Annotated in this window: 11 protein-coding genes; 5 read left to right on the top strand and 6 right to left on the bottom strand. The window is 70.1% G+C overall.

The features are described from left to right. Positions 1-90: 90 nt before the first annotated feature. Positions 91-1,308 (bottom strand): MFS transporter, encoded by a 1,218-nt coding sequence (locus ACH54P_RS29830; protein ID WP_489906650.1) that lies wholly within the window; start codon positions 1,306-1,308, stop codon positions 91-93. Next, positions 1,298-1,822: a MarR family winged helix-turn-helix transcriptional regulator gene (locus ACH54P_RS29825; RefSeq protein WP_489906649.1), complete on the bottom strand. Its 525-nt coding sequence runs from the start codon at positions 1,820-1,822 to the stop codon at positions 1,298-1,300. Before ACH54P_RS29825 ends, ACH54P_RS29830 begins: the two co-directional genes overlap by 11 nt. A 66-nt stretch (positions 1,823-1,888) precedes the next feature. On the opposite strand from ACH54P_RS29825, the gene ACH54P_RS29820 reads away from it, so the two are divergent. Then, the gene (locus tag ACH54P_RS29820) at positions 1,889-2,527 is read left to right on the top strand and encodes an HAD family hydrolase (RefSeq protein ID WP_489906648.1); all 639 of its coding nucleotides are present in this window, start codon (positions 1,889-1,891) and stop codon (positions 2,525-2,527) included. On the opposite strand, the gene ACH54P_RS29815 is transcribed toward ACH54P_RS29820, so the two are convergent. The 4 genes from ACH54P_RS29815 to ACH54P_RS29800 form a co-directional block, all read right to left on the bottom strand. Further along, a complete protein-coding gene (locus ACH54P_RS29815; RefSeq protein ID WP_489906647.1) occupies positions 2,493-3,215 on the bottom strand; it encodes a hypothetical protein in 723 nt (240 codons plus the stop codon). The genes ACH54P_RS29820 and ACH54P_RS29815 overlap by 35 nt on opposite strands. Then, the gene (locus ACH54P_RS29810) at positions 3,212-3,742 is read right to left on the bottom strand and encodes an RNA polymerase sigma factor (protein ID WP_489906646.1); all 531 of its coding nucleotides are present in this window, start codon (positions 3,740-3,742) and stop codon (positions 3,212-3,214) included. The genes ACH54P_RS29815 and ACH54P_RS29810 overlap by 4 nt, the downstream gene beginning before the upstream one ends. 91 nt (positions 3,743-3,833) lie before the next feature. Then, positions 3,834-4,922 (bottom strand): inositol-3-phosphate synthase, encoded by a 1,089-nt coding sequence (locus ACH54P_RS29805; RefSeq protein ID WP_489906645.1) that lies wholly within the window; start codon positions 4,920-4,922, stop codon positions 3,834-3,836. 70 nt (positions 4,923-4,992) lie between these two features. Then, positions 4,993-5,538: a PadR family transcriptional regulator gene (locus ACH54P_RS29800; protein ID WP_489906644.1), complete on the bottom strand. Its 546-nt coding sequence runs from the start codon at positions 5,536-5,538 to the stop codon at positions 4,993-4,995. 301 nt (positions 5,539-5,839) lie between these two features. Between ACH54P_RS29800 and ACH54P_RS29795 the strand changes: the two genes are divergently transcribed. The 4 genes from ACH54P_RS29795 (at position 5,840) to ACH54P_RS29780 (ending at position 14,058) form a co-directional block, all read left to right on the top strand. Next, positions 5,840-6,238 carry a DUF5318 domain-containing protein gene (locus tag ACH54P_RS29795; protein WP_489906643.1) on the top strand — a complete coding sequence of 133 codons (399 nt, stop codon included), beginning with the start codon at positions 5,840-5,842 and terminating at the stop codon, positions 6,236-6,238. Between the two features lie 67 nt (positions 6,239-6,305). Further along, a complete protein-coding gene (locus tag ACH54P_RS29790; RefSeq protein ID WP_489906642.1) occupies positions 6,306-9,044 on the top strand; it encodes a transglycosylase domain-containing protein in 2,739 nt (912 codons plus the stop codon). A 328-nt stretch (positions 9,045-9,372) separates the two neighbouring features. Further along, positions 9,373-11,616 (top strand): transglycosylase domain-containing protein, encoded by a 2,244-nt coding sequence (locus tag ACH54P_RS29785; RefSeq protein ID WP_489916704.1) that lies wholly within the window; start codon positions 9,373-9,375, stop codon positions 11,614-11,616. A gap of 84 nt (positions 11,617-11,700) precedes the next feature. Beyond that, the gene (locus ACH54P_RS29780) at positions 11,701-14,058 is read left to right on the top strand and encodes a transglycosylase domain-containing protein (protein ID WP_489906641.1); all 2,358 of its coding nucleotides are present in this window, start codon (positions 11,701-11,703) and stop codon (positions 14,056-14,058) included. Positions 14,059-14,099 lie beyond the last annotated feature (41 nt).

Raw genomic sequence — 14,099 nt, 5'->3', positions numbered from 1 at the left:
CAGCCTTTCCGGACTTCTGGGTGAACAACGCGTGTACAGCACGACAGCCCCGAGACAGGTGTCCCGGGGCTGTCACAGTGCGTGCGGAGCTCAGAACTCTTCGCCGACGAGCACCGCTTCCTTCGGCACCGCGTGCGGGTCCGCCTTCTTCTGCCGCAGCGAGAGCAGCGCGCCCGCGACGACGCACAGCACGGCCGAGGCGACGAACGGCGCCTGCGGCGAACCGAACCACTCGGCCACGTGCCCGACCAGCGTCGCGGCGACGGCGCCACCCAGCCAGCGGCAGAAGTTGTAGCCCGCGCTGGCGACCGGGCGCGGTGCGTCGCTGATGGACATCGCCGTGCCGGTGAACAGGGTGTTCAGCAGGCCGGAGACCAGCCCGGAGACGATGATCCCGGCGACCAGCACCGGCTTGCTCGGCACGGCCAGCACCAGCATCAGCACGGCGTAGCCGAAGACGGCGGCCGCGGCGGCGTGGCGTTCACCGAGCCGGGCGGCGAGCCGCGGCGCGAGGGCGACCCCGGCGACCGCGACGCACAGGCCCCAGCCGCAGAAGACGAGGCCGACGGCGATGGCGCTCCAGCCGAGGACGAACGGCGACCAGGCCAGCACCGCGAAGAACGCGGCGGTGTACAGCGCGGAGGCGACCGAGGTGCGCAGCAGGCCGGTGTGCTTCAGCGCGCGCAGCGGGTCGAGCAACTTGATCGGATCGCGCTTCTCGTGCTTGTCGCTCTTCAGGAACACCGCGCACAGCACGAGCGCGCCGGCCATCAGGATCGCGGTGCCGAGGAACGGGCCGCGCCACGAGATGCTGCCGAGCAGCGCGCCCAGCAGCGGGCCGACCGAGAGACCGACGCCGAGGGCGGCTTCGTAGAGCAGGATCGCGCCGGACTGGCCGCCGGTCGCGGCGCCGACGATCACCGACAGCGCCGTCGCGATGAAGAACGCGTTGCCGAGGCCCCAGACCGCGCGCAGCCCGACGAGCTGCTCGATCGACCCGGCGGCCGCGCACAGGGCGGTGGCCGCGACGATCAGCGTCAGCCCGACCAGCACCGTGCGCTTCGCGCCGAAGCGGGCGCTCGCCGCGCCGGTGACCAGCATCGCGACAACCTGGACGCCGAGGTAGGACGAGAAGAGCAGGGTGACCTGGGACGGCGTCGCGTCCAGGCCCTTGGCGATGGACAGCAGGATCGGGTCGACCAGCCCGATCCCCATGAAGGCGATGACCGCGGCGAACGCGGTGATCCACACCTGCTTGGGCTGGCCCTTGACCGCGTCCAGCAGGCTCGAGTGGTGCTCAGCGCTCATCGCTGATCAGTTCCTCCTTCTTGACGTCAACGAGCTCTGTCTTCTGGGGCCGAACCCCAGACCCCAGCCGGGGGGCCGGCCCCTCGGGACCCCCCACCAGCAATTTGGCGAGAGCGGGAAGGGCGGCTTCGATCGCGGCGCGGTCGGTGTCGTCCATGGCGATGAGCCGCTCGCGGAGGAACTCCTCCCGGGCGGCCACCGTCTCGGCGTAGAAGCGACGACCCTCGTCGGTGACGTCCACGAGCACCGCCCGCCGGTCGGCGGGGTCCGGCGTGCGGGTGGCGAGGCCGAGCCGTTCGAGGCGGCCGACGACGTCGGTCATCGACGGGAGCTTGACCCGTTCGAACTCGGCCAGCGCGCTCATCCGCCGCGGACCGCCGTTGACCAGCTCGCTCAGCACCGAGCCCTGGGTGAGGGTCAGCGTCAGCTGCGGGGTCTGGCGGCGCACCTGGTGGTACAGCCGGAAGACCAGCGGCCGCAGCCGGTGGGCGAGATCGGCGATCGGGGAAGTCACTTAGCAAGGCTAACAAAAAATAGTAAGGGTAGCTAAGTAACTCGGCTCACAGGCTACGCTCGAAGCATGGACGCGGTGATCTTCGACCTCGACGGCGTGCTGGTGGACTCCGAGCGGATCTGGGACGAAGTGCGGCGGGCGGTCGTCGCCGAGCACGGCGGCACCTGGCGCGAGGAGGCGACGCGGGCCCAGCAGGGGATGAGCACCCCGGAGTGGGCGCGCTACCTGGTGGAGGAGCTCGGCGCGCGGACCACCCCGGCCGAGATCGCGACGCTCGTGGTCCAGCGCATGGCCACCCGGTACGCGCAGGAGCCGCCGCTGATCGAGGGCGCCGTCGACGTCGTGCGCCAGGTCTCCAAGCGGTGGCCGGTGGCGATCGCGAGCTCGTCGCCGGTGATCCTGATCAAGGGCTTCCTGGACGTGACCGGCCTGCCGGTCGGGACGGCGGTGTCGTCCGAGCAGGTCGGGGCCGGCAAACCGGCACCGGACGTCTACCTGCGGGCCGCCGAGCTGCTGGGCGTGGCCCCCGAGGACTGCGCGGCCGTGGAGGACACGACCAACGGGCTGCGGTCCGCGCTGGCGGCGAAGATGACCGTGTACGCCGTGCCGAACCCGCACTTCCCGCCCGATCCGGAGGTGCTGAAGCAGGCGACGGCGGTCGTCGCGGACATCACCGGCTTGCCGGGTGCGCTTGGACTGGGTTGACCTCGAACCGCACGGGCGGTGACCCGGGCTTCACGTCGGCGAGGTAGAGCTGGTCGCGCCCCAGTGCGCCGACCGCCTTGGCCGGGCTCAGGTCGCCCGCCGCGTCGTAGAGGCGCAGCTCCCGCACGGTCGGGTCGACGAGGTAGACGGCCTTGCCCGCCGGCAGCGGGCCACCGAGCTCGCCCACGTACCCGGCCCGCACCGGCCCCGGCGACGGCGTGACGCACGACGGCGACTTGATGCCGAACTGCGACACGTCCCCCGGCCCGTGGTTCGTCCCCTTGAGCAGCGCCTCGACGCAGAACAGGGTCCGTCCCGCCGGACCGGTGGGGTCGACCGCGTAGGCGGTCCAGGTGTCCGTCTGCCCCACGAAGTCGGTGAGGGCCACCGGCTCGTTCCCGCCGCGCAGGGTCGCCGGCGGCACGACCACGGGCTTGGCGAGCGTGAGTTCCAGGCCGGGGTTCGCCGGCGGCGCCGGATCCGGCGCCGTGTTCACCCGCGTGGCCACCAGCACGCTGGTCAGCACCACCAGCACCGCGGCCAGTGGCGCGATCCACACGGCCGCCCGGCGGCGCTGCGGCCGGCGCTGCCGCCGCTGCTGCTCCGCCCAGGCCGCGTCGAGGTTCGGCGTGACCTTCCCCGCCTGGTCGCGCAGCGTTTCGGCCAGCTTGCGTTCGAGGTCGGTCATCGCTCACCTCCCGGCTCGTCCCCCAAGTGTTTGCGCAGGTTCTCCATCGCGTGGTGGGTCGTGGCCTTGACCGTGCCCGGCGAGATGCCGAGCGTCTCCGCGATGCCCGCGGTGCTCAGGTCCAGCCAGTACCGCAGCACGAGAACCTCGCGCTGCCGCCTGGACAGCCTTTCGAGCACCGAGCGGAGCTGCTGGTGCTCCCAGTTGGCCACCGCCCTGACCTCGGCCGACAGCTCGTCCGGCGGCCGGTCCTGCGGCGTCTTCCGGACCACGCGCAGGTGCCGGGTCCGCGACCGCGACATGTTCACCACGGTCGCGCGGAGGTAGCCGGCCACCCGGGTGTGGTCGGAGAGGGTGTCCCAGCGCTGGTGGAGCTTGACGAAGGCCTCCTGCGCGACGTTCTCCGCGTCGTCGGCGCCGAGCAGGTGGGCCAGCCGCGTCATCTGGCCGAAGTACTCCCGGAAGAGGTCGTGGAAGGTCGGCGCGCCCAGGTCCCCCGGCGCGCTCTCGCCCACGCTCGCACTCACACCACGCCAACGCGCACCCCGCCCCACCGGTTTAGTCCACCACGCGAAGAAGGCCGCCACCAGCGGTGACGGCCTTCGACGGTGGACAGTTCTACCGCTCGACCTCGCCGTGGATGAACTTCTCGACGGCGTCGCGGGCGGTCGCGTCGTCGTACTGCTCCGGCGGCGACTTCATGAAGTAGGAGGAGGCCGACAGGATCGGGCCGCCGATGCCGCGGTCGAGCGCGATCTTCGCGGCGCGGACGGCGTCGATGATGATGCCCGCCGAGTTCGGCGAGTCCCACACCTCGAGCTTGTACTCCAGGTTCAGCGGCACGTCGCCGAAGGCGCGGCCCTCGAGCCGGACGTAGGCCCACTTGCGGTCGTCGAGCCACTGCACGTAGTCCGACGGTCCGATGTGGACGTTGCCCTTGCCGAGGTCCCGGTCGACCTGCGAGGTGACGGACTGGGTCTTCGAGATCTTCTTCGACTCGAGCCGCTCCAGCTCCTTCATGTTCAGGAAGTCCATGTTCCCGCCCACGTTGAGCTGCATCGTCCGGTCGAGCTGGACGCCGCGGTCCTCGAACAGCTTCGCCAGCACGCGGTGCGTGATGGTGGCGCCGACCTGGGACTTGATGTCGTCGCCGACGATCGGGACGCCCGCGTCTTCGAACTTCTTGGCCCACTCCGGGTCGGAGGCGATGAACACCGGCAGCGCGTTGACGAACGCCACCCCGGCGTCGATCGCGGCCTGGGCGTAGAACTTGTCGGCCACCTCGGACCCGACGGGCAGGTAGGAGACCAGCACGTCGGCCTCGGCCTCGCGCAGCGCGGCGACGATGTCGACCGGGGTCTCGTCGGACTCCTCGATCGTCTCGCGGTAGAACCGGCCGAGCCCGTCGTGGGTGTGACCGCGCTGGACGGTGACGCCGAGCGGCGGCACGTCGGCGATCTTGATGGTGTTGTTCTCGGAGGCGAAGATCGCCTCGGACAGGTCACGGCTGACCTTCTTGGCGTCCACGTCGAACGCGGCGACGAACTCGATGTCGCGGACGTGGTACCCGCCGAAGTCGACGTGCATCAGACCGGGGACGCGGGTGGCCGGGTCCGCGTCGCGGTAGTACTGGACACCCTGGACCAGCGACGCCGCGCAGTTGCCGACGCCCACGATGGCCACCCGAACGCGGCGGTTCTCGCCCATGGGAGGTTTCTCCTTCAATCCGTGTCTGTTCAGTAGGTCTTGCCGCGACGCTGCGGCCCGGCCGCGCGGCTCAGGTCTCCGGACCCTGCCGTTCGGCTTGTTCGTGCGCGATCAGCTCGTTGAGCCAGCGCACCTCCCGCTCGCTGGTCTCCAGCCCCAGCCGGTGCAGCTCGCGGGTGTAGCGATCGATCCTCTCCTCGGCCCTGCTCAGCGCCGCCCGCAAACCCTCGCGGCGCTCCTCGACCCGGCGGCGGCGGCCCTCGAGGATCCGCATCCGCACGTCGGCCGGCGTCCGCGAGAAGAAGGCCAGGTGGACGCCGAAGCCTTCGTCGTCCCACGTCTGCGGTCCGGCGTCGCCGAGCAGCTCGCCGAAGCGCTCCTTGCCCTCGGCGGTCAGCTTGTAGACGCGCCGGCCGCGCCGGGACCAGGCCCGGTCGTCGGCCTCGTCCAGCTCTTCGACGAGGTACCCGGCCCGCAGCAGCTTCCGCAGGGTCGGGTACAGCGAGCCGTACGAGAACGTCCGGAACGTGCCGAGCGTCTCGTGCAGCCGCTTGCGCAGCACGTACCCGTGCATGGGCGCTTCGTGCAGAAGACCGAGGATCGCGAACTCCAGCACACCGCACCCCCTTTCGGGAACAAACCGAGCCGACCGTCGTTGCTCCGAACGATCGCCTCGATCCAACCTACTCAGCCACTATATCGCGCCGATACATCGAAGTGGCGAAGCTAACCCCGCCCGAGTACTGGAGTTTCCGGGGCTTCGCCCCGGGCCGGGGGCTCCGCCACCCGGACCCCCGTGCCCAACGGGGGCGAAATTCACCGGAGAGTTATCGAATGTCCGGCGTGTCCGCGCCGGTCGGGGGGCGGGTCGCGCTAGGGGGCGTGGACGACACAGGAAGAGCCCGTACTCTGTCCTGGTGATTAACCAGCGGCAGGTCGTGGACTACGCGCTGCAGCGCCGTGCGCTGCTGGCCGAAGTCCGCTCCGGACGCGTCGGCAGCTACGAAGCCTGCGACGCGAGCCCGTACCTGCTGCGGGCGGCGAAGTTCCACGGCCGGGCCGGTGACCTGCCCTGCCCGATCTGCCGCCAGGAACCGCTGACCCTGGTGTCCTGGGTCTACGGTGACGAACTCAAGCACGTCGCGGGCTCGGCGAGGACCCCCGAAGAGCTGGCCAGGATGGCCGGCCTGTTCGCCGAGTTCACCGTGTACGACGTCGAAGTGTGCCGGGCGTGCCACTGGAACCACTTGGTCCGCTCGTACGTCCTCGGCACGGGGGAACCGGCCGACGGTCCGCGAAGGACCGCAGGCCGGTGAGCTGGAACACAACCGCTGAAGAGCGCAGAACGGTGCAGTACCGCGCGCCGGTCTGGGAGGCCCATTCGTGAACGACGACCGCAACCGCTCCTGGCCCGGCCAGGAGCCAGATGCACCTCGCCGTGCCCAGTCAGGCCCGTGGCCGGGGGAAGACCCCGGACCGGCGTGGCCCGGCGAAGAAGCCCCCCGCCGGCCGCAACGCGGCACCCCGCCGCGAGGCGTCCCCTCCGGCAGCGCCCGTGGCGGCGGCCCGGAGTGGCCGTCCGGCGACGAGGGCGGGCCCCAGTGGCCCGCCGGTGACGAGCCGCCCCGGCGGCCGCAGCGACCGCGCCAGCAGGGCACGCCGCCGCGGCGGCCGGCCCCGCCGCCCGGCGGCCGTCCCGCGCAGGGCGCGCCCGGTTCGCCCCCGCAGGGCTTCCGCCAGCCGTCCGGCCGGCCGATCCCGCCCCCGCAGCACGAACCGGACCTGATCACCCACCACGCGCACAACGGCACCGACGACATCGGCCGCGACCCGTACGACGACGGCTACGACGACGCCGCGTTCAACGAGTTCGCCGACGACGTCGAGCCCCAGGAAGAGCTCGACGAAAACGGCAAGCGGATCCTCACGCCGGCGCAGCGCAAGAAGCGCCGGTGGAAGATCGTCCGGCGGGTGGCCTACGCCTTCGTCGGGCTGTTCTTCGTGGTCCCGGCGATTGCGTTCGTCATCACCTACTTCCTGGTCGACGTCCCGACGCCGGAGAGCATCAAGGCGCTGCAGAACCAGCCGATCACCTACTACGACGCCAACGGGCAGGTGATGGGCCGCGAGCTGCCCCCGGGCGGCGACCGCCAGCTGCTCAAGCCGGGCGAAGTGCCCGACGTCGTCAAGCACGCGGTGTACGCGGCTGAGGACGCGACGTTCGAGACCAACTCGGGCTTCGACGTCAGCGGCATCCTGCGCGCGGTCTACAACCAGGTCACCGGCGGCCAGGGCGGTGGTTCGACCATCTCCCAGCAGTACATCAAGAAGGCCACCGAGAACGACGCCCCGACGCTGACCCGCAAGTGGACCGAGCTGGCCAAGTCGTTCAAGATGAACAACCAGCAGTCCAAGGAAGAGATCATCACTTCCTACCTGAACATCGTCTTCTTCGGCCGCAGCGCGAACGGCATCCAGGCGGCCTCGAAGGCCTACTTCAACAAGGACGCCAAGGACCTCAACGCGTCCGAAGCGGCCCTGCTGGCGGGCCTGATCCAGGGGCCGAGCCGGTCGGAGAACCAGGACTACGCGCACCGGCGCTGGGCGTACGTGATGGACCAGATGGTGGCCAACAAGTGGCTCCGCCCGGAGGAGCGCGCCACCTTCCAGTTCCCGACGCCGATCCCGAAGAACGCCAACAAGGAGCAGAACTCGGGGAAGCTGACCTACCAGGTCCAGGAACGGATCAAGGACGAGCTCGCGGCGAAGGGCTACGACGAGAGCAAGCTGTTCTCCACCGGCGCCAAGATCTACACCACGATCGATCCGGCGGCCCAGGCCGCGGCCGAGCAGGCCGTCGAGGAAGGCATGAAGGGCCAGACGGACGAGAACCTGCTCAACGCCCTGGTCGCGGTCAACCCGAAGAACGGCGGCGTGATCGCCTACTACGGCGGACCGGAGATCGTGAAGGACGCCGAAGGCAAGGACGCGATCGGCCAGGACCGCGCGAACCAGGCGAGAAACCCGGGTTCGTCGGTGAAGGCGTTCGACCTCACCGCGTTCCTCAAGATGGGCAAGGGCCTCGGCGAGACGTTCGACGGCTCGAACAACCGGGTGCTCGGCGGCCGCACGGTCCGGAACGCGGGTGACAGCGCCAGCTGCGGCAAGGACTGCACCGTCGCCAAGGCGATGGAGATCTCGGCGAACACCGTGTTCTACGACATGGTCCTGAACGTGGTGAAGCCGTCGCGGGTCGCGGAAGCGGCCAAGGAGGCCGGGGTCAAGGTCGCGCCGGAGGGCAAGAGCGTCCTCTACACCGACGACAACAACATCTCGCTCGGTGGTGGTGGCACGGCCGTGACGCCGGAGGACATGGCGGCCGCGTACGCGTCGTTCGCCAGTGGCGGCACCTACCACGAGCAGCACTTCGTGGCGAAGCTGACGAACGGCCAGGACGAGGTGGAGTTCGACGAGAACAACATCAAGACCAACCCGGCGTTCGACGACGACGCGGCGAAGAGCCAGCAGATCGCGGGCAACGTCACCGAGGCGCTCAAGCCGGTCATCCCGCACTCGAACCTCAAGTGCCCGACCGGCCACGAATGCGCCGGCAAGACCGGTACGCAGCAGTACACGGCCAAGGACGGCGACCCGGCGTCGTACGCCAACCGCAACGCCCAGACGTGGATGGTGGGCTACACGCCGTCCGTGTCGGCCGCGGTCTGGGTCGGCGGCGACGGCAACAAGCCGCTGCACGACAAGAAGAACAACCCGATCTTCGGTGCCACGATCGCCGGTCCGACGTGGCAGAACTTCATGAACCTCTACCTCAAGGGCAAGCCGGCGGAGAAGTTCGACAAGGTCGCGCCGATCGGCAAGGACGTCAACGAGGTGACGACGACGCAGCCGAAGCCGTCGGAGACGCCGAGCACGACGACGACGCCGACCAACCCGGAGACGTCCGACAGCACCGAGCCGTCGGACACCAACACGACGACGCCGACGCGGACCCGGACCCGCCCCGGGCCGCCGCTCACGTCCCCGATCGACCCCGGTACCGGCAACACCTTCGGTGGTGGTGGCGGCGGGCTCGTTGCCCCACCGGGTCCAGGACCCGGCTAGCCGCTCAGGGCCCTCCGCGACCACGCGGGGGGCCCTGACCCGTTTCGGGGAGATCGTTCCCGCAACCCGGGTCCCTCCTGCGCGTCCCTTCCAAGAGGGGGTGGCGGCCGTCGCCGCCCGCGCTGACAGTGGAGGACCGCCCGTGCCCGACGATCGATCCCGCTCCTGGCCGCCGGGCCAGGGTCCCGATCCGCGCCGTCGTGGGCCGTCCGCACCCCAGGGCCCGCACGGCCAGGGGCCGCGCCGCCCGCAGCAGCCGTGGCAGCAGCAGCCGCCCCAGCAGCCGCCGCGGACGCCGCCGCGTGGGTACCGGCCCGAGCCGCCGCCGATGAGCGGCGGTCCCGAGCTGATGACGCACCACTCCTACGAAGAGCCGTCCGGCTACGACGACGTCGAACCCGAAGCCGACGGCAAGCCGGTCCTCACGCCGGAGCAGCGCAAGAAGCGGCGCTGGAAGATCATCCGGCGGGTCGCCTACGCCGGCGCCGGGGTGTTCTTCGTGCTGCCCGCGATCGCGTTCGTCATCACGTACTTCCTGGTCGACGTGCCTTCGCCGACCGAGGTCGCGCAGAACCAGAGCCAGGCGGTGACCTACCTCTACGCCGACGGTTCGCCGATGGGCAAGGACGTCCCGCGCGGCGGCAACCGGGTGCTGCTCAGCCCGGAGCAGATCCCCGACGTCATGAAGCACGCGGCGATCGCGACCGAGGACGACTCGTTCGAGACCAACTCCGGCTTCGACGTCGGCGGCCTGCTGCGCGCGGTCTACAACCAGGCCACCGGCGGCGCCGGCGGCGGGTCGACGATCTCGCAGCAGTACATCAAGAAGGCCACCGACAACGACGCGCCCACGCTGACGCGCAAGTGGACCGAGCTGGCCAAGTCCTTCAAGATGAACCAGACGTACGAAAAGAAGGACATCATCACCGCGTACCTGAACATCATCTACTTCGGGCGCGGGGCGTACGGGGTGGGCGCGGCTTCGCAGGCCTTCTTCCACAAGGACGCCAAGGACCTGACCTTCTCCGAGGCCGCACTGCTGGCCGGCCTGATCCAGCAGCCGGGCCGGTCGGAGAGCGACAAGGTCGCGCACGACCGCTGGAACGTCGCGCTCGACCGGATGCTGAAGAACAACTACATCAGCGCGGCCGACCGCGCGGCGGCGCAGTTCCCCACGCCGATCCCCCTGGAAGACAGCAAGCAGCAGGCCGGCGCGCCGCCCGCGTTCGTCGTCCAGCAGGTGAAGGACGAGCTGGCCGCGCACGACATCCCGGAGGACCGCTACTACTCCGGCGGCTTCCAGGTGCAGACCACGATCGACCCGAAGGCGCAGCAGGCGGCGGAAAAAGCCGCCACCGAAGCGCTCGAGAACCAGGTCGACGACAACCTGCTCGACGCGCTCGTCGCCGTCGACCCGAAGACCGGCGGCGTGCTCGCCTACTACGGCGGCAAGCCGATCGTGCAGGTCAACGGGCAGGACCAGGCCGGACGCGACTGGGCGGCCACGCCGCAGAACCCGGGCTCGTCGATGAAGCCGTTCGACCTGACGGCGCTGCTCAAGATGGGCAAGGGACTCGACACCACCTACGACGGCTCCAACAACCGCGTGTTCGACGGCCGCGTCGTCCGCAACGCCGGCCCGGGCAGCACCTGCTCGCAGCAGTGCACGGTTTCGGAAGCGATGATGCGCTCGGCGAACACGGTGTTCTACGACATGGTCCTCAACGACACCAAGCAGGGCCCGGTCAAGGAAGCCGCGAAGGAGGCCGGGGTCAAGGTCAAGGAGGACGGCGGCCAGTCGATCATCGCCACGAAGGACAACAACATCTCCCTCGGCGGCGGCGAAACCCAGATCACGCCGTTGGACATGGCTTCGGCGTACGCGACCTTCGCGGCCAATGGCGAACAGCGTGACCGGCACTTCGTGCAGAAGGTGACCAACGCGCAGAACGAGGTCGCGTACGAGGCCGCGACGGACGCGAAGCCGGCGTTCGACAGCGACGCGGACAAGAGCCGTCAGATCGCCGGGAACGTCACCGAGGCGCTCAAGCCGGTGGTCGACTTCTCGCACCTGAAGTGCCCGAACGGCCACGAGTGCGCCGGCAAGACCGGGACGCAGCAGCACACGAAGGTCGCGGGCGAGCCGTCGTGGGCGGCGAACGCGAACTCGCAGACGTGGATGGTCGGGTACACGCCGTCGATCTCGGTGGCGGCCTGGGTCGGTGGTGACGGCAACAAGCCGCTGCACGGCAAGAACAACTCGCCGATCTACGGCTCGACCATCGCCGGCCCGATGTGGCAGAAGTTCCTGTCGCTCTACCTGGCCGGCAAGCCGGGCGAGAAGTTCGACAAGGTCGACCGCATCGGCGGCGCGGTGCCGCCGCCGTCGTCCGAGGTCGCGACGACGTCGGAGGCCACCCCGACGGACGAGAACTCCGGCGACGACGGCAACGACAACGGCGACCACCACGGCCGCGACGACGAGACGTCGTCCCAGTCGTCGTCGAAGCACACGAAGACGCCGACGTCGTCGAAGGAGACGCCGACCTCGAGCGGCGATCCGGAGAACTAGCCGGACTGAACCACGGTGGGCGGCGGTACGTGTCCGTCACAGAGGACTGCGCCCGCAGCCCACCGTGGTACCCGAGGACGGCCCGTGAACAACGACCGCACCCGCACGTCGCCCGGCCGGCAGCCCGATCCACGTCGTCGTCGCACGCGGCGGCCGGTGCCCCGCGCCGGGTTGCTGGGCGACGAACCCGAGTTGATCACCCACCACGCGCACAACGGCACCGTGCCGGACGAGCCGCCGACGGTGCCGATCCTGCGGCCGCGCCCCGGCCAGCCGCCACGCCGTCCTCGCCCGCTCACCGAGCAGGACCTGCGGAAACGCCGTTGGCGGCGGATCCGGCGGATCGGTTACGTGGCCGCCGGGGTGTTCTTCGTGATCCCCGGGATCGCGTTCGCGATCACTTACCTGTTCGTCGACGTCCCCTCGCCGGAGACGGTCGCGCAGGCGCAGGGCCAGGCCGTCACCTACCTGTTCAGCGACGGCACGGAGATGGGCAAGGACGTGCCCACCGGCGGCAACCGGCAGATCCTGGCGGCGAACCAGATCCCCGACGTCGTCAAGAAGGCCGTGATCGCCACCGAGGACGCGTCGTTCGAGACGAACTCCGGGTTCGACGTCGGCGGCATCCTCCGCGCGGCGTACAACCAGGTCACCGGCGGGTCCGGCGGCGGGTCGACGATCTCGCAGCAGTACATCAAGAACGCCTCCGGCGACGACGACCCGACGCTGACCCGCAAGTGGGTCGAGCTCGCGAAGTCGTTCAAGATGAACCAGACCTACGAGAAGGCGGACATCATCACCGCCTACCTCAACATCATCTACTTCGGCCGCGGCGCCTACGGGATCCAGGCCGCCGCGCAGGCGTACTTCGGCAAGGACGTCGGGCAGCTCGACTACGCGCAGTCCGCCCTGCTGGCCGGGCTGATCCAGCAGCCGGGCCGTTCGGAGAACCCGGCCGTCGCGATGAGCCGGTGGACGACGGCGCTGGACCGGATGCTGAAGAACGGCTACCTGACGCCGGCCCAGCGCGCCTCGGCGAAGTTCCCGACGCCGATCCCGCTGCGGGAGAGCAGGCAGGCCGGTGCGCTGAACCCGTTCATCAAGAAGCAGGTCAAGGCCGAGCTGGCCGCGCAGGGCATCGACGAGAAGCAGTACTACTCCGGTGGGTTCCAGGTGTTCACCACCATCGACCCGCAGGCCCAGCAGGCGGCCGAGAAGGCGGTGGCCGAGGGGATGGCCGAGCAGACCGACGACCGGATCCTCAACGCGCTGGTGGCCGTCGACCCGAAGACCGGCGGCGTGCTCGCCTACCACGGCGGCGACGCGGTCGTGAAGGGCCCGAACGGCGAGGACCAGGCCGGCCGCGACTGGGCCGACGAGCCGCACAACCCCGGGTCGTCGATGAAGCCGTTCGACCTGGCGGCGTTCCTCAAGCTCGGCCGCGGCCTCGACGCGCGGTTCGACGGCACCTCGCCACGCACGTTCCCCGGCGTCGACCTGCCGATCCGCAACGCCGGCGACAGCAGCAGCTGTTCGGAGCGGTGCACCGTCGCCGAAGCCATGCAGCGGTCCACGAACACGGTGTTCTACGACATGGTGCTCAACGTGACGAAGCCGTCCGGAGTGGCGGAAGCCGCGCAGGAGGCGGGCATCCGGACGTCGGACAACGGCGGCCGCAGCAAGCTGTTCACCGGCGACAACAACATCTCCATCGGCGGCGGCGACACCCAGGTCACCGCGGCCGACATGGCATCGGGGTACGCGACGTTCGCGGCCGGCGGCGTCCAGCGCGACCGCCACTTCGTGCAGAAGGTGACCAACGCGAACGGCGAAACGGCGTACGAGGCGCGGATCCGCTCGGCCGACGCGTTCGCCGACAACGACCCGCAGAAGAGCGCGCAGATCGCCGGGAACGTGACGGCGGCGCTGGCCCCGGTGATCCAGTTCTCCCGGCTGACCTGCCCGGCCGGCCACGAGTGCGCCGGCAAGACGGGCACCCAGCAGCACACCCCGCAGAACGACGAACCCGCGTCGGCGGCGAACGCCAACTCGCAGACGTGGATGGTGGGCTACACGCCTTCGGTGTCGGCCGCGGTCTGGGTGGGCAGCGACGGCGACAAGGCCCTCCGCGGCCCCGGCGGTACCCCGCTGTTCGGCTCGACGCTCGCCGGGCCGATCTGGGACCGCTTCATGCAGCTCTACCTGACGGGCAAGCCCGCGGAACGCTTCGACCGCGTGGCCGCCATCAGCGCCCCGGAAGACCGGCAGCAGGTCCAGCAGCAACAGCAACAGCAGCCGCCGCAACAGCAACAACAGCAGCAGCGGAACTCGGTCCAGTTCGGCAACGGCGGGAACCAGCAGCAGCAGCTCGACCAGTTCCGCCAGTTCCAGCAACGGCTGCAGGAACTGCAGGACCAGCAGCGCGGCCGAAGGAGGCCGTGACCTCGGAGCTGGGGGTCACCGAGGTCACGGCCGGTCAGGGG

The organism is Amycolatopsis sp. N2S4-7 (assembly GCF_058119595.1).
Note: the sequence above shows the minus strand (reverse complement) of the source record. Positions and strands in the feature narration are given on the sequence as shown.